This is a genomic window from Haloarcula sp. JP-Z28, from assembly GCF_011440255.1.
Lineage (GTDB): Archaea > Halobacteriota > Halobacteria > Halobacteriales > Haloarculaceae > Haloarcula > Haloarcula marismortui.
Genome location: NZ_JAAOHT010000091.1, coordinates 1 through 13,096 on the forward strand (window position 1 = coordinate 1; position 13,096 = coordinate 13,096).

General features: G+C 55.8%; 19 protein-coding genes and 4 pseudogenes. 11 read left to right on the forward strand and 12 right to left on the reverse strand.

Annotated elements, in window-relative coordinates; genetic code table 11:
- Positions 1-332: 332 nt before the first annotated feature.
- Both G9463_RS21260 and G9463_RS21265 read right to left on the reverse strand, forming a co-directional pair.
- Positions 333-596 (reverse strand): hypothetical protein, encoded by a 264-nt coding sequence (locus G9463_RS21260; RefSeq protein ID WP_007189965.1) that lies wholly within the window; start codon positions 594-596, stop codon positions 333-335.
- A complete protein-coding gene (locus tag G9463_RS21265; protein WP_007189966.1) occupies positions 593-922 on the reverse strand; it encodes a hypothetical protein in 330 nt (109 codons plus the stop codon). The genes G9463_RS21260 and G9463_RS21265 overlap by 4 nt, the downstream gene beginning before the upstream one ends.
- A 184-nt stretch (positions 923-1,106) precedes the next feature.
- Here G9463_RS21265 and G9463_RS21270 point away from each other — a divergent pair, with 184 nt between their 5' ends.
- The 9 genes from G9463_RS21270 to G9463_RS21310 all read left to right on the forward strand — a co-directional run bounded on the left by G9463_RS21270 (position 1,107) and on the right by G9463_RS21310 (position 4,381).
- A complete protein-coding gene (locus G9463_RS21270) occupies positions 1,107-1,451 on the forward strand; it encodes a helix-turn-helix domain-containing protein (RefSeq protein WP_007189967.1) in 345 nt (114 codons plus the stop codon).
- Between the two features lie 6 nt (positions 1,452-1,457).
- Complete coding sequence (locus G9463_RS21275) at positions 1,458-1,712, forward strand: type II toxin-antitoxin system RelE/ParE family toxin (RefSeq protein WP_007189968.1); 255 nt, start codon at positions 1,458-1,460, stop codon at positions 1,710-1,712.
- Positions 1,713-2,262: 550 nt separating this feature from the next.
- Entirely contained in the window at positions 2,263-2,646 is a 384-nt protein-coding gene (locus G9463_RS21280) for a hypothetical protein (RefSeq protein WP_007189970.1), read from the forward strand.
- Entirely contained in the window at positions 2,646-2,957 is a 312-nt protein-coding gene (locus G9463_RS21285; RefSeq protein ID WP_007189971.1) for a hypothetical protein, read from the forward strand. Before G9463_RS21280 ends, G9463_RS21285 begins: the two co-directional genes overlap by 1 nt.
- A complete protein-coding gene (locus G9463_RS21290; RefSeq protein WP_007189972.1) occupies positions 2,954-3,361 on the forward strand; it encodes a hypothetical protein in 408 nt (135 codons plus the stop codon). The genes G9463_RS21285 and G9463_RS21290 overlap by 4 nt, the downstream gene beginning before the upstream one ends.
- Positions 3,351-3,554 carry a hypothetical protein gene (locus G9463_RS21295; protein WP_080509803.1) on the forward strand — a complete coding sequence of 68 codons (204 nt, stop codon included), beginning with the start codon at positions 3,351-3,353 and terminating at the stop codon, positions 3,552-3,554. Before G9463_RS21290 ends, G9463_RS21295 begins: the two co-directional genes overlap by 11 nt.
- Positions 3,551-3,811 (forward strand): hypothetical protein, encoded by a 261-nt coding sequence (locus G9463_RS21300; RefSeq protein ID WP_007189974.1) that lies wholly within the window; start codon positions 3,551-3,553, stop codon positions 3,809-3,811. Before G9463_RS21295 ends, G9463_RS21300 begins: the two co-directional genes overlap by 4 nt.
- Entirely contained in the window at positions 3,804-4,106 is a 303-nt protein-coding gene (locus G9463_RS21305) for a hypothetical protein (RefSeq protein ID WP_049944721.1), read from the forward strand. Before G9463_RS21300 ends, G9463_RS21305 begins: the two co-directional genes overlap by 8 nt.
- Complete coding sequence (locus tag G9463_RS21310; protein WP_007189976.1) at positions 4,103-4,381, forward strand: hypothetical protein; 279 nt, start codon at positions 4,103-4,105, stop codon at positions 4,379-4,381. The genes G9463_RS21305 and G9463_RS21310 overlap by 4 nt, the downstream gene beginning before the upstream one ends.
- A gap of 425 nt (positions 4,382-4,806) precedes the next feature.
- On the opposite strand, the gene G9463_RS21315 is transcribed toward G9463_RS21310, so the two are convergent.
- Together G9463_RS21315 and G9463_RS21320 are read right to left on the reverse strand one after the other, a co-directional pair.
- Positions 4,807-5,910 (reverse strand): IS630 family transposase, encoded by a 1,104-nt coding sequence (locus tag G9463_RS21315; RefSeq protein ID WP_165897772.1) that lies wholly within the window; start codon positions 5,908-5,910, stop codon positions 4,807-4,809.
- A 48-nt stretch (positions 5,911-5,958) separates the two neighbouring features.
- Positions 5,959-6,087: pseudogene (locus tag G9463_RS21320) on the reverse strand (IS5/IS1182 family transposase); the annotation flags it as partial.
- A 123-nt stretch (positions 6,088-6,210) separates the two neighbouring features.
- Between G9463_RS21320 and G9463_RS24145 the strand changes: the two are divergent.
- Positions 6,211-6,348, forward strand: coding sequence for a hypothetical protein (locus G9463_RS24145; protein WP_240150105.1), 138 nt, complete (start codon positions 6,211-6,213; stop codon positions 6,346-6,348).
- Between the two features lie 245 nt (positions 6,349-6,593).
- Here the strand turns inward: G9463_RS24145 and G9463_RS24390 are convergent, their stop codons facing one another.
- From G9463_RS24390 to G9463_RS21350, 6 genes and pseudogenes are all read right to left on the reverse strand, one after another.
- Positions 6,594-6,932, reverse strand: a complete 339-nt coding sequence (locus G9463_RS24390; protein ID WP_165897773.1) for a HalOD1 output domain-containing protein — start codon at positions 6,930-6,932, stop codon at positions 6,594-6,596.
- Between the two features lie 123 nt (positions 6,933-7,055).
- The gene (locus G9463_RS24155; protein ID WP_240150107.1) at positions 7,056-7,850 is read right to left on the reverse strand and encodes a TrmB family transcriptional regulator; all 795 of its coding nucleotides are present in this window, start codon (positions 7,848-7,850) and stop codon (positions 7,056-7,058) included.
- A 33-nt stretch (positions 7,851-7,883) separates the two neighbouring features.
- Positions 7,884-8,615: pseudogene (locus tag G9463_RS24160) on the reverse strand (ISH3 family transposase); the annotation flags it as partial.
- Between the two features lie 57 nt (positions 8,616-8,672).
- A pseudogene (locus G9463_RS21340) lies at positions 8,673-9,023 on the reverse strand (IS5/IS1182 family transposase); the annotation flags it as partial.
- A gap of 223 nt (positions 9,024-9,246) precedes the next feature.
- Positions 9,247-9,879 (reverse strand): TetR/AcrR family transcriptional regulator, encoded by a 633-nt coding sequence (locus G9463_RS21345; RefSeq protein WP_007188619.1) that lies wholly within the window; start codon positions 9,877-9,879, stop codon positions 9,247-9,249.
- A 350-nt stretch (positions 9,880-10,229) separates the two neighbouring features.
- Positions 10,230-11,546, reverse strand: coding sequence for an RNA-guided endonuclease TnpB family protein (locus tag G9463_RS21350; RefSeq protein ID WP_165897775.1), 1,317 nt, complete (start codon positions 11,544-11,546; stop codon positions 10,230-10,232).
- Between the two features lie 856 nt (positions 11,547-12,402).
- Here G9463_RS21350 and G9463_RS21355 point away from each other — a divergent pair.
- Positions 12,403-12,543: pseudogene (locus G9463_RS21355) on the forward strand (IS5/IS1182 family transposase); the annotation flags it as partial.
- A gap of 3 nt (positions 12,544-12,546) precedes the next feature.
- Here G9463_RS21355 and G9463_RS24615 read toward each other — a convergent pair.
- Entirely contained in the window at positions 12,547-12,834 is a 288-nt protein-coding gene (locus G9463_RS24615; RefSeq protein ID WP_165897776.1) for a transposase, read from the reverse strand.
- Positions 12,835-12,846: 12 nt separating this feature from the next.
- Positions 12,847-13,096, reverse strand: a 250-nt coding sequence (locus G9463_RS21365) for a transposase (RefSeq protein WP_193569698.1), incomplete at its 5' end; no start/stop codon positions are given.

Genomic DNA, 13,096 nt, shown 5'->3' on the forward strand with positions numbered 1-13,096 from the left:
TGCGAACTCTACAGAAAACCAGGTGACGAAGCGCTCAAACATGCTCTTGATGCTGCTCTCTGAAAATCAACAACGTGCTTCACAAGAGCGTTCTACATATTTCATTCTATCAGACTCTGAATATCCCGCAGTTCGTTAATCCGCCGACTCCAAGTGCTCGCGGCCGGCGTCGGTGAGAGTGTAATGTCTGAGATACGGCCGGCCACCACAGACGGAATTGGGGGTAAGACAACGGGAATCGGTCGCCGTGATGTTGGGGAGTGATCATAACGACCGATCGCCCGCACGGCAGTCCGGATGCCCTGATAATAAAAGCAGGTTATTCAGTTCGCTCAGGCCGTCGCCACGAGATACTGATGCTCAGCCTGCGTGGGCGTCGGCTGGAGCGTCAGCCCAGTCAGCGCGAGTTCCCGAAGCACTTCCGGCGGAACGCCATCGGTCTCGCGAAGCACGGCATCGAGCGTCCAGGCGTCGTGTTCCGAGCGGACCGGCGGCATTGTCTCGACCACGGCGGTCGGGGCAGTCTCTTGTAGCGCACGGGCGGCACGCCGAACGCGCTGGCGGTTCTCGACCGTACAGCGAACGGTCTTACTCATGCGTTCAGCCCCCGAGCGAGATCGTCGACGATGTTGCCGCCGACGTGTGGGCCGACAGCCCAGCCGCGTTCGTCCTGCGTGTACTCGCACCATCCTGCGAGTGTTTCATACGGTGTGTCTGCGAGTGGGACTTTCTCGGCGCGGTTGTCGCGAGCGACGACGGCCACAGCGAATTCATACGAGTCCCAGTAGTGGGCTGCGCCTTCGCCATCGACGCCCAGGAAGAGTGGGCGGCCCTGTGTGAGCAGTTCGCGGGCAATACGTTCCTGTGGATGTGCGTCAGTCGTGCCGACAGATTTACTAGTCGGTGTCGCAGATTTGCTCATGGGTTTTCGCACCACGGAAGCCCGGCCCGCGTGGTGGACTCACGCGGGCACTTCTACACTCCAAGTGCCCCGAGTGACCGGTCTTCCGTACCATATGTCACGGACAACAAGGTCATAAACCTATTGCTTTGCAGCATATGGTACGTGCAAAACACTTACTCGGGACGGTCAGATATAATAGAGTATGAGCGAACGAGTTCACAACGACGACGGAACGTTTGGCTCGAAATTGACCGAGCAGGATGTGCTGAAAGCGTTCGACTACAAAACCGGCCCGGAAGAGCCAATGTTGACCACGAAAGAGATTACCGACGCACTCGCCGAGCACTTCGATATCGAGGTCAGCAGCGAGACAGTTCGCCGTTGGCTCGGCGAAATGGAGTCGGACGGCAAGGTCGCAAGCAAGAAATTCGGTTCGTCTGCTGTGGGTTGGACCGCACTCGTCGGGCCGCGGCTCGCCGACGACGTGGCTGCCGAGGCCGACCGCCGGCTCGAAGAAGAGGAATTCGTCAGTCTCGACGAGGCCTGAGGTCAGATGGCAGATGTGTTGTTGGCCGAATCGGCCACCGACGAGTTAGCGTCGTTCCAACCAGATATCGAACAACGTATCCGGGACAAACTGAAGCAGGCCGGCGAGAACCCAGATCACTACCTCGAACGGCTACAAGGGCGAGAAACCTTCAAATTGAAAATCGGCCGCGAATACCGGTCCGAAATCGACTGGGACAAAAACGAATCCGTCCTTCGTGTTCTCCGGATCGGCCACCGCGACGGCTTCTACGATTCTTAGCTGTCGTCCGTCTCCAAGTACTCGCGACCGGCATCGGTGATCCACCAAGCGAGGCCCCGACCAACTGTTTTGGAGTGTACGTATCCCTGTTTTTCAAGCTCGGTAAGCCGCTTATTCGCTCCCGAATTGGTAGAAAATCCTGCCAAATCGGCCACCTCTGCTGTAGTGAGGAATGGGTCGTCAGAGTTGATAAAGAATTGAAGGATTTCGGAGTCAGATACAGTCGGCTTTCGGCCAGCCATCTTACGTACGAATCTGCCTATGCTCGTATATATCATTTGTTCGATGTTTCTACACATATAGAGATTAGTATTCAGAAGTTAATTAGTAGTAACATAAGTACTAATACCAGCGGCTATAATGATAGTCATAACGACTGCTCAAGGGTCAGTAAGGTCCGTCTACGAAAGCGGGCCGGTGCAGGCACACCGACCCAATGCGGTCGTTCCAGCGCCATGAAGCAACCCAACGACCGCGCCTCGGTATTTGCCGAGGCCCCGGAAAACTGTATCGACCCAGAAAGCAGCACCGTCGCTGCGGGGGTGGCCGGATGCTGAAACGCCTACTCTCTAACGACGACGAGCCGGAGCCACCGGCAGTGAGCGTCCCGTTCGACGCCCTGCTGGATATCGCCCAGTCTGAACGCCGACGCCAGTGCCTCCGGACGGTGAACGAACACGGCCGACTGGAACTCACCGATCTGGCGGAGATCGTCGCCGCTGCGGAAGTCGGCACTGACCGCGACCAGTTCCAGTCCCAACAGCGCAAGCGTGTGTACGTGTCTCTGTATCAGACGCACATTGCGAAACTGGACAACACCGGACTGGTCCGCTGGTCCCAAACCAACGGCACGGTCTGTGCGACCGCCGAGACGGGGCCGGCCGTTGACGCCCTGAACGACCTCGCCGACCGGACGACGGGAGGTGACTGCTGATGGACCAAGACGAGTTTTACATCATGCCGAAATCCCAGTGGAACGACGCCAAAGTCCATCACCCAGCACCGGAATCCACCCGTGATGACCCGGAGCCGCTGTGCAACCATACCACGAGTGGTTCCGAAGCGTTCCGGGTCGCCGACGAAAGCGACCGCGAACGCTACGGGCTCTGTCGTGTCTGTGCGGCGAAGATGAACGACGAACCTGACCCGCGAGGAAACCACGGCCAGTCCGGTCGGTCACCGGCCGATGTGCTTCAAGAACACGGCTTTACGAACTCCGAAGACTCCACGGGAGGGTCTGCATGACTGGCCACGACAACTACTACGACGTCGACGGCCGGTCGCTCGACGAGCGCTGGCCCGACGCCGACGCGGTCGCCGCTGTTGGCGGGCCGGTTCGGAAGGTGAGGACCGACGGCGGTCGCGTTGAGGACAGTACTCACCACGAGATCCCCGAGGACGTGATGGAATGGTGCGATGCGCTGACTCGCGACGATCTCGCTCCGTGTCACAGCCACATGGGACACAGTTTCTCGCCCGTGAACGACACGAAGGGCGGGACTCAGACCCGGATGGTCTGCATCCACTGCGATGCTTCCTATCCTATCCGAGAGGGCGATCTGGACGGCTACGGCGACGTGTTCGATTACCCGGAATGGTGCGATGTGGACACGGAAACCGACAGCTCGGGAGGTCACGATGAGCAGTAAAACCCACGCGGCTGTCACGGTCAAGTGCCCGGGCTGTGGGGCGACCCATGTTCGCCCCCAACGAGTCGACGTGGAGAACCCGCCAGAGACGATCAACAGCGAGTGCTACGCCCCACATCCGTCTCGGGGCGCTGACTTCGACGGCTGCGGGGAGACGGTCGAACTCGACGTTATCGAGGTGAGCGAACGGTGACTGGCGCGCAGGTGGATCAAACGCTTAGCCCGACCGGCTGGGCTGTCAACCTCGACAACGGCCACTCCGGGATCTGCTTCGAGTGGGTTCGTGGCCTGACAATGTGTGGGGAATCGTTCGACCCTGAGACTGTCGAACGGGAGTGGTATGACGGCGCACCAGAATCTCGCAACGAACCACACGCAACCCAGTGCTTCGACTGTCACAACTGGTCCGCGGCTGCCAGAGATGTGACGCGGGGGCAGACTGATGTCTGACCCAGTCCGCTTGCGGGTCCGTGCTCGTCGCAATCAGCACGGCTCTGTGCTGGAGTGGGTCCCGGAAGACGAAGCCGACGCAAAGGAAACACTCGACAGCCCGTGGGCGCTCATTCGTGACCTCTACGGAGCTATCGACCGGTCGACTGTCGCTGACGGCGATCTCGTCGCTGTCGTGGAAGCGTGGCCCCGGTCCGGCGACGTGATCGACGTGATCGTTCTCGACGAACACGCCCGCAGCGAGAGTGCGACTGAACGTCTGCGGATGCAGGTCAGCGCAGAGGTGGCACAATGAGTAGAGCCAGCCAGGGCGCGCCGGCCAAACGTCGGGCGCGCGCTGACGACACCGCCGGCGTCGGTACGCCCGTGAAGATCAACCGGTTGGAGGGTGGCTCGTTGCTTGGGATCGTTCGCGAGCGCTACACCTACGAGGAGTATGACGCCCCGCCGCGGGTGCTTGTCGAGTCGTCCGAGACGATGGTCAACGTCGCTACTGACCGTGTCAGTATCGCTCGCGGGTCAAACGCCGATGTGGTTCGCAGTCTTGTCGAGGATGATACCAATGTCTGACGCTCCTAGCGGTTTTAAGTCGCCGCATGTGCAAGTCGCAGGACAGAGAAGACACTACGAGAACACAACTTGCCTGAGAAGGGGCCACCGTTCCCAGCTCGAACCCGTTGGCGCGGGAATCGCTGGGAACGACCTCGTGTCTGTACCGGTTCCTTCTCGGCAGAATGGCTTAAGCGTTACCCACCAGCAACAGGTATCCCCAGCCATATCTGCCGCCGTCGAGAGGCGGAGGGTGCCCACCAACCAGGATATGGAGCATCACGAACGAGAGCGTACCCAGAGAGACATGCGGTCAGCACCGTCCACGAACGAGAGCGTACCCAGAGAGACATGCGGTCAGCACCGTCCACGAACGACCACCCCACGCAGAATTTTATTTTTTCGCTGTGCGGAGGACTGGAGTGTCCCCCGGGGGTCCCTAGTACCTAGCGTAACTTTTGAAGATAGCCACCGAGATAGTTGTCGATCCAAGAGGCCGCGAAACTCAGCTGAGCTGTGAGCTTCTCAAAGAGTTCAGTGAGGAGAGCGCGGTATTCTGCCGCGCTCTCCACAATCAACGGTGACGCTTCCCATTTCAAACTCTTCCAGATCTGCTCGATCGGGTTGAGATCAGGTGAGCCAACGGGCAGAAACACGAGGTCAATTCCGAGTTGATGGGCTCGCTTGCGCGTGTGTTCGCACACGTGAGAAGAGAAGTTATCCAAGGCGAGCAGAATCCGCTGACTCGGATTCTGCTCGCGGATCCCCTTGAGACACTCGCAGATTCGTTCTTTCTCCTGATTACTCGGAAACTGAACGACACTCTCACCAGAGATGGCATAGAACCCGACCGCTGGTTCGTCTAACTTCACCAGCGGTCGGGTGATGTGAGGGTCGTCGACGGTGTAGAGTCGCTGTGAGTTGTCCCACGGTTGCGGATGCGATGTGTCGAGAAATCCAAGTACAGTTCCACCGTCCGTACGGATCTCTTCGTCGACGATCCAGCCTTCCTCGTTGTCTCCATCGCGTTTGTTGTGCGGCTCATCAGAACCCTCGTCGAACGCGTCGGCGACGCGTTCGTCGAGTATCTCTTCAGCATTCTCTGGCCGTGATGGGCGCTTAGTCTGCGGAATTGCGTAGGAGAGGCCGAGCTTTTCGAGGAATGTAGTGAGATGAGCGGGATGAAATTCAACGTCGAATTCCTCGTTGATGAGGTGCTGTATCTCCTGTTTCTTCCACGGTTGGCCCTCACGGAGCAGTTCTAGGAGGCGTTGCTGTTGTTCTTCGCCGAGCTTCGGGGGCCTGCCGCCCCCGAAGTTCGGCATCAGGAGTCCGAGACCGCCCTTGTTCCATCGGCGAGCCCAGCGTGTTCCTGTCGCGGAGGATCTGCCGACGTCGTCGGCAGCGTCCTCCAAGGTTGCACCCTTGTAGAGCCGCTTAACGAAGATCAACCGCTCAGTGAGTTTTTCATCCGTAGACTCTGCGAGGAGTCGATCGAGATCGTCCTCACTGAGGTGACGGACGATCTCTTTGCGGCGATCTCCAGACATATCCACACATCAAACTCTACCTTCATAACTTCCACTAGGCACTATCGTCGGGGCGAACACGTCGAACTCTTCGAGAAACTCGAAGGAGAGGTGCTCGAACAACGCAAGCGTCTCTGTCTCCACGACATTGAAGAACGACTCGACCGAAGGATCATTTTGCAGGGTCGCTGAGTCCATACCACCTCAGCATTCACCCTGCTCTTTGGTGTGTTAACTGTTCTATGACACCCTCAGGCTCGTAAGATATCGCTTACGTGTTCACGCGAGCCAACGTCCCAACTGAACATGGTGAGGACACCAATGAGCAACTCAGAACAACGGATATCGACTGAGACAGCACTGCAGTTACTGACTAAGCAGGAGCGACGACAGATCCTCCGTCACGTGGCTGAGGCGTCCGATGGAACGACTGTCGACAAACTCACGCAGCATCTGTGAGGGTTAGATTCACTACAACCAGACGGTAACGGCCCCACGCGATCTTGGAACAGCGACCTTCATCACCTTCACCTACCGAAGTTACAAGAAGCAAACGTGCTCGAGTACGATACTAACCGAGGCACCGTGCATCGGAGCCGAGAGTTCCAAACTGTTTTCTCCTTGCTTGAGGTCATCGACGACCACAGAAAAGATACATGGCTAGCTAACTCCTGATTGCTCATTTGCTCGATAGACTGCAGAACTTATCCGCTATCTTCTTCTCTAGAGTTTCTCTCGACGTGGACTTCGATACTTCCATCCCCGCTCATCGAGACAGCGGTGTCTGCGTACCGGAAGGAGATTGTTACTGATAATGGCTGTCCATTGAGCAGTGTATCGAGTGCACTGGCATCGATCGTCTCGTGCAAGGGTGGCAGGTCAGTCATTTCACGATTGGTAGCCGCTGCGACTGCTTCGACGGTCGCAACACTGGGGCGATCCGATTCCTTCCAGTTATCACGTACTGTAGTGGAACCTGTATCTTCGCTTTCGGGTTGATCGGCTGGACCTGAGCCACTTTCCTCATTTGTATCGTCGTGCATTTTCCATCACTGGTTGTGGTAGGGAGAAGCAACAGCAGCGGAAACCGCTATGACTTCAGGTGTCATCTCTACGATCTGGGCTGGAATAACATTGTTGTGATTGTCTGAGTGACTGCTTAGTGTTCATTCGCGGTTGTTGGCAAGCTGCCAGGCGAACAGCGCTTTCAGCACGACAACAAGGCTGTTGCTCTGCCCCGTGCCCCAGATAGCGGTTTCGTCGGAGGGCTCAGGTGAGTAGCCACCATTGGCGCCGACGAGCACACTCACGAGCGTTTTTTGTTGGTCTATCATGAGTAGGCGACCAGCAGGCGTATCCGACCACTCCCACGCCGATTCGAACAGTTGCGCGTCAGGGACGTCCTGTTCGAGCTGGGCTTCGACGGATTGTGACATCTCTGCGAGCCGAATTGTGACCCCACGGTCGCTGACGGTCGAGAGGCATTCAGCGATTTCGTCGGTCAGTAGCTCTTCGGCAGTCATGTAAACGACCTCATCATCCGCGGCCGAGATGAAATCCACCACGCGTTCGGTCACGGTATCCCGGCCGGTTACCGTCCAGACACCCTGCTGTTCAGTGCTGCGATCCGCCGATGCAAGCTGGTCGAGTGCGTCTGTCAGGACCGTCACACGGTGGTCGTATTCCTGTTCGAAGTGACGGCCGGCCGTCTCCGTCGAGATGGCCCAATATCGCTGGGGACTCGACTGTTTCACGTCGACGAGACCGCGGTCACGGAGCTCGTCAGCTGCGTCGTAGACGCGAGTTCGGGGGACATCGGCAACTTCACTCACATCCTGCGCAGTCCCTTCGCCGAGACTGACAAGTGCGACGAATGTCCGGGCGGCGTAGGTACTGAGGCCGAGTGCTTTGAGCTGTTTGACGGCCGTAGATCGTGCTTGGTCGGATGGGTCGTCGGACATTGACTCGTCACCAGTCTCGTGAAACCCACCGTGGTGACCGTCGAGTTTCCCTGTCAGCTCGTGTTGGATGACGCGGCTCCATCCTTCCGAGAGTTCCTGCTTGATTGTCTTTCCCCACCGGACGATCGGCATCACGTACGCATAGTTGTGGGCTTGAAGCAGCGTGAGACACTTGCTATCGTAGAATTCTCGGTCCAGATAGACGGCCTTGACCTCAGTGTCAAGGCCGTCGAGGAGACCAAGAAACTCAGCGAGGACACTGCTGGCGGTGTCGCCGTCAACGAGACGGCGCACCGCCAGCGTATATCGCTTATTCTTCACACGCGCGTAGAGTGTCGCATAGGCGTGGAACGCTGTGGTTCCACGCTTTGCCTCTGAGTGGTAGAGGCCATCTGTCTCGTCCTCGTCACCGTAGTAGGGCCGCAGGTGGAGGTCTGCGACGACCTCCACCTGCTCGGGGAGAACCTCTAGAACGTCCTTTTGCAGGAGTGCGTTCCCGACTTGTTCAACCGACGTTAGCTCGAACTTCTCGCGGAGATGGTACAGAATCGTGTTTTGATGGGGAGAATCTTCGCTGGTCTCACAGAGTTCAGATACCGAGGTCCCGTCGGCGCAAGCGCCGACGAGGACCTCGTAGATATCCTCAGCATCGATTTCAGCATTAGCGCCAAGACCGAGATCAACTTCCTCGTCAAGCGTGTTGACGAGGAAGTTAAGTAGCTGGTCTTCGTGGATTTCACCGTCTGCTTGCTTGGTATTAGGCACATCTTCAGCAAGCAGACCTCTCAGCTAACCGGCTTCGTGAAGTACTGACAGTAGGTCAAGTCGGTCAAAGACGTTGTCAACGACGTGTTCGAGGTCGGTGAGAAAGCGATCGGCCGCGTCTCTCGACGGCGGTCGATCGAACCCGCAGCTCAGCCAAACGACCGTGTTCCGAAGCTCTCGCTCAACGGGACGAATCCCGTAGATGTCGTGGTAGTAGCAGTGGAGGAAACCACGCATCATCTCTGGAGTTTCGTAATCGCGTGTTCGCCCCGTCTCCGCCGGGGCAAACACGTCAACTTCTTCGAGAAACTCCGAGGAAGAGTGTTCAAACAACGCTAGCGTCTCGGTCTCCGCGACATTGAAGAACGACTCTACTGAAGGGTCACCTTGCAGGGAAGCTGAACTCATCCACCTCAGCGTTCACCCTGCTCTTTGGTGTGCCACTCGTTTTATAGCACCCCCCTAATCAACTATACTGTCCTGTATAGCGACCGCGCACCCCGACCACAGCCACGACGCCCTCGGCATCAACTTGTCCTACAGTAAGGATTGCTGACGTATCTCTTTGGCATCGACATCCTGCGGAACGATAGAGACAAAATTCACAGCTGTAACACGCAGAAGTCCACCGCTAGGAGCGGGTCGCTGACTCTACAAATAGCTCTGTTTGAATATACTCAATAAGATTCTGACGTAGCTGTTGGAACGGCGCACGCTTTCGAGTTGACCCTTGCATAAGTATTCCATTTAGTATTGCCAATATGAACTCAGCTGTTTCCTCCGGCTCAACTGGCTGAAATACTCCCTTATCAATCCCTGCGTCGATAATTACCGCTATCTGTTTGACGAAGCGCTTGTCTGTCCTTGTGATACGTTCTCTATACTTAGTATCATGAATCGCTTGGGAGCGCAGTTCAATATACGCTGCAAGTATTTCACCTTTCGCTGATTGTTCCTTCTGTGTTATGCCCTCATCGAGAAGGACATCGACAAAGTCCAAAAGCTCTTTTTTTGGCTCGTTGGTTGAACTAGATTTACAGAATTGCTCTAATTCATCCAATAGGAAGTTGAAAAACGAGAGGAGGAGGTCATCTTTATCAGAGAAGTGGTGGTATAAGGTAGACTTGCTGAAGTTGAGTTCACTGGCAATCCGTTGAATGGATAGCTCCGCATATCCATACTTTTTGAGTGCCGAAAAGGTAGCGTACATAATAGCGTCATAGGTGTCTTCCGGGTCTTCGGCAAATGGAACTGAATCACTCACATGACTCAATCATTATAGTTAGCAATAAAGGTACTTCGCTTGTCACCGCCTGCACCGTAGATCACCTTGGACCAATTCCAGAGACTTTTCGTCTGGCATACACTGCAGACACGTATAGCCGTCCACACGGAGCGCAGTCGGCATGATTGGGTATTCAACGGTCCTTTGATTCTAGAAAGATCGGACTTAACAACACGCGGGAATATTCAAACGCTCTGGAAGCCGTGTTGTCACAGCGTGACGGGTGTCGCGTATCTGGTTACTATGGGGGTGTCATAGCAGTACTTCCGAGGTTCAGCGGTTTGACATCCTTCTCCGCGTGAACGCGGAGGAATCCCGAGGTTGGGATATTAGGGTTTGGAGTCTACCACCTCTCGTTGCGGTTGGAATCCGCAGGAGAGGTCGTACAGGTAGACTCCGGGCTGTGCCAACCAGCCGGTACTCCTATCCCCGGACAACTGCCCGGTAGACTCGGAGTTACTTTCCTCGTCGATATCCAGACGGATGTTTTCCGCCCCGTTCACATCCGCGTTGAACGCCGCATCACACGACTCGCAGACGTACAACCCGCGTTCGACACGCTGACTGTCGTCCTCTCTTCCACAAACGCAACACGTTTTACTCGTGTCGCGTTCGGACACTTCCATGACCTCGATGCCCTCAACCTTCGCCTTGTATTCGAGGATCGACGTGAAGCGGTCGAACGCCCACCCGTGTAGGTCGAGGTTGCCGTGCCGACCCCAGTTCTTCGACTTGGCGTTCTCGTCCTCGCGGATGCCTTCCAAGTCCCCGACATTGATGCGACCCACACTACGCTCGATACATTTCTCCACGATGTGTTTGGCGAGACTGTGGAAGAAGTGGGTGCGGCGTTCCGACCATTTGTGATGAAGTCGCGTGGCCCTGTCGCCACTGCTGTCGTCACAGTTGGCGATTTCTTTCGGGAAGTAGTACCCGTCCTGTTTCAGGCGGTTGCCGGGATAGAGGTCGGCGTCTTCGGTGCTGTAGGCGACAGCGGCGAAGTTACTGATACCGAGATCAATGCCCGCAGTCTCGGTTCCGGGAGCGTCGGGCGTCTCGATTTCGTCCTTGCAGACGAGGTGTAACTCCCATCGCTCCTTTGTTTGGTCGTAAACAGCACGAACCTGTTGCAGGTTCTCAACCTCGACGCCGGGGCGTGTCTCGTATTCGACAAGGATGTACTCCCACGCTTTCGGATGTTCTTTGTGGTTCGCTCCCTTAGAGAGGCGGACACGGTTGTTCTTAGTGTCGTGGCGGATGCCGTTCTGTTTCCACGTCACCGTACTGAGTGGGTGTTCTTCGTGGACGCGACGACCCTGTTGGTCGTAGTAGTTTTGTTTGCGGTAGCCGGGCGGATTGTCCCGTTCGTCATCACTGGAGTACCACGAGTTGAAGGCTTCAGCGAGTTCCTCCAGAACCCGCTGACTGGACTGACTGTGCAGTCCCTTGTACTTGTCGTGACCTTTCAACTCGTTTTTCAACTCCTCATGGCCGGGAATCTCCCCAGTCTCCTCCCAGACTTGGCGGGAGTGGTAGTTGGCGACGTTCCAGAGTTTGCTGGCACTCCACCCGTGACGGTTGAGCGAGTCCTCTACCTGACTGTAATTGAGGATTTTCGCTCGATGGGTTCGGTGGACTTCCAGCATTCTGAACGTTTGTATAATAGCTTATACTCATTTTCTTATAAAGACTGGGATTGATAGCGGTGGAATATCCAGCCCTGTCGAAGTCAGTAGAATGTGTCACGGAGTGACGGCGCGTATCCACGGCCTGCCGGCGGCGGTCAGTGGCTGGGTCGCAGGCCGCATCAGCCACAGCTACCGCACACGATGTCTCTCGCCTGCCGCTGATCGAGCATAGGATCCTCTGATGTCTGGCGATTTTCTTTTTCTCAGGACCAATCAGCTCGGCGGTCGAAGATACTATGTCGTCAACGGTGGTTTGTTCAGGTAGCAGAATTCCCATAGGTAATGACGAATAAACCTGCCATCTCTCGGGTAAGTATCATTAGTAGAGACAGATGATTTATTATGATCTCAACTAATATCTTATCTATGTCAGGGTTGGGCTCGTATACAACATCGTCAGGTCGAATGTTCGCAATTGCGTGGATTAGCATGGCACTCATTATGTCACTCTTTGTAGCGGTCGCGACGACATTTGATATTCCGGTCCAAGCCATCTATGTGTTCGCTGCTGGCTTGACGCTCAGAGAGATGGTGAGTCTGGCTTCATGGGCCTTTCAGCAGTAGTCATGAACACCCACTTAGATTTAGACATGCTCGTCCCTATCTAAGAAAGGAGCTGAGTGATAGTAGCGACTTATTGGAATTTCTCTTCACCGCCACTGCTGGTGCGGCTAATCGAATCGCTACAGAAGTTTTGTGATCGACGAGCAACCCACAGGAGACTTGCTGCTACTTGACAACTGGGATGTAAGTCTTAGCTAACAACAGCGTGTCATAGAAAGCTCCATGTACGAAGCAGCAGGGTGCGCAAAGTGTGTCCAACACAAGCGCAACCCTGCAAGACGTAGCTTCGGTAGACGACTTCTTGAATGTCGCGGCTACCGAGACAGTACCGCTGCTTGAGCATCTTTCCTTTGAGTTTCTACTGGAGTACGACGTGTTCGCCCCCGCTGAGTGATCAGCGCAACCTCTGGATGTACGGGAGGAATGTCTCTATCCAGTCTGCGGCAAAGCTTACGCGGTGACTCAACTGAAGAAATGTCTCGGTGAGGAACTCTCTGAAGTGGTCTTCGTCCTCGTAGATCTCTGGTGAGATATCTCGTTTGAGGCTCTTCCAAAGCGGTTCAATCGCGTTCAATGTCGGCGAATACGGCGGGATGAAGACGAACTCGATGCCGAGTTCGCCGGCCCGTTGTTGGGTGAGTTTCGCGTGATGGGAGCCATAGTTGTCCGCCGTGAGCAGAATCCGCCTTAGTACTTAGGAGAAGAACTGCAAGCGAGAGCTGAGGAATTCGTCGATCCATGATTTGGCGAAGCTCAGCCGAGACGTGAGTTGTTCGAACAGTTCTGAGACGAGAGCGCGGAACTCGTTCGCGCTCTCGACAATCAGTGGAGAGGCTTCCCATTTCAGACTCTTCCAGATCTGCTCGATTGGGTTGAGGTCTGGGGATCCAACCGGTAAGAAAACGAGATCAATCCCGAGTTGATGGGCACGCTTGCGTGTGAAT

What these genes read in the sequence shown, in the direction of transcription:
- G9463_RS21260 (WP_007189965.1), bottom strand. Translation starts at nt 596, where the DNA reads ATGAGTAAGACCGTTCGCTGTACGGTCGAGAACCGCCAGCGCGTTCGG.
- G9463_RS21265 (WP_007189966.1), bottom strand. Translation starts at nt 922, where the DNA reads ATGAGCAAATCTGCGACACCGACTAGTAAATCTGTCGGCACGACTGAC.
- G9463_RS21270 (WP_007189967.1), top strand. Translation starts at nt 1,107, where the DNA reads ATGAGCGAACGAGTTCACAACGACGACGGAACGTTTGGCTCGAAATTG.
- G9463_RS21275 (WP_007189968.1), top strand. Translation starts at nt 1,458, where the DNA reads ATGGCAGATGTGTTGTTGGCCGAATCGGCCACCGACGAGTTAGCGTCG.
- G9463_RS21280 (WP_007189970.1), top strand. Translation starts at nt 2,263, where the DNA reads ATGCTGAAACGCCTACTCTCTAACGACGACGAGCCGGAGCCACCGGCA.
- G9463_RS21285 (WP_007189971.1), top strand. Translation starts at nt 2,646, where the DNA reads ATGGACCAAGACGAGTTTTACATCATGCCGAAATCCCAGTGGAACGAC.
- G9463_RS21290 (WP_007189972.1), top strand. Translation starts at nt 2,954, where the DNA reads ATGACTGGCCACGACAACTACTACGACGTCGACGGCCGGTCGCTCGAC.
- G9463_RS21295 (WP_080509803.1), top strand. Translation starts at nt 3,351, where the DNA reads ATGAGCAGTAAAACCCACGCGGCTGTCACGGTCAAGTGCCCGGGCTGT.
- G9463_RS21305 (WP_049944721.1), top strand. Translation starts at nt 3,804, where the DNA reads ATGTCTGACCCAGTCCGCTTGCGGGTCCGTGCTCGTCGCAATCAGCAC.
- G9463_RS21310 (WP_007189976.1), top strand. Translation starts at nt 4,103, where the DNA reads ATGAGTAGAGCCAGCCAGGGCGCGCCGGCCAAACGTCGGGCGCGCGCT.
- G9463_RS21315 (WP_165897772.1), bottom strand. Translation starts at nt 5,910, where the DNA reads ATGTCTGGAGATCGCCGCAAAGAGATCGTCCGTCACCTCAGTGAGGAC.
- G9463_RS24145 (WP_240150105.1), top strand. Translation starts at nt 6,211, where the DNA reads ATGAGCAACTCAGAACAACGGATATCGACTGAGACAGCACTGCAGTTA.
- G9463_RS24390 (WP_165897773.1), bottom strand. Translation starts at nt 6,932, where the DNA reads ATGCACGACGATACAAATGAGGAAAGTGGCTCAGGTCCAGCCGATCAA.
- G9463_RS24155 (WP_240150107.1), bottom strand. Translation starts at nt 7,850, where the DNA reads ATGTCCGACGACCCATCCGACCAAGCACGATCTACGGCCGTCAAACAG.
- G9463_RS21350 (WP_165897775.1), bottom strand. Translation starts at nt 11,546, where the DNA reads ATGCTGGAAGTCCACCGAACCCATCGAGCGAAAATCCTCAATTACAGT.